1 protein-coding gene is annotated in these 261 nt (G+C 61.3%); it reads right to left on the minus strand.

Annotated features, from left to right (window positions below; genetic code table 11):
* Positions 1-261, minus strand: a 261-nt coding sequence (locus SB822_RS58280) for an ATP-binding protein (protein ID WP_410859269.1), incomplete at both ends; no start/stop codon positions are given.

Here is a 261-nt window from a genome sequence, read left to right on the forward strand (position 1 = left end):
GTCGATGAACTCGCACTCGTACAACTGCCGCACCAGCGCCTCGTTGGCATCGCTGCAGCTGAAGTCGAAGCCGCCGATATCGCGATACGCCGGGAAGCGCGCCACCTTCATCTGGTAAGCGAGTGAGCGCACTTCCCGTTCTGCAATTTCTGCCTTGAGCAATCCGGCAAGCACCAGTGAAGCCGCCTTGTAGGCCGGCGAGTCCTGAGCGGCGAGCTCGCCCAGTGCCTGAGCCATACCGTGCAGCTTGAGTGACTTGAG

The sequence above is a fragment of the Paraburkholderia sp. SIMBA_054 genome (assembly GCF_046534875.1).
In the GTDB taxonomy this organism is placed as follows: domain Bacteria; phylum Pseudomonadota; class Gammaproteobacteria; order Burkholderiales; family Burkholderiaceae; genus Paraburkholderia; species Paraburkholderia hospita.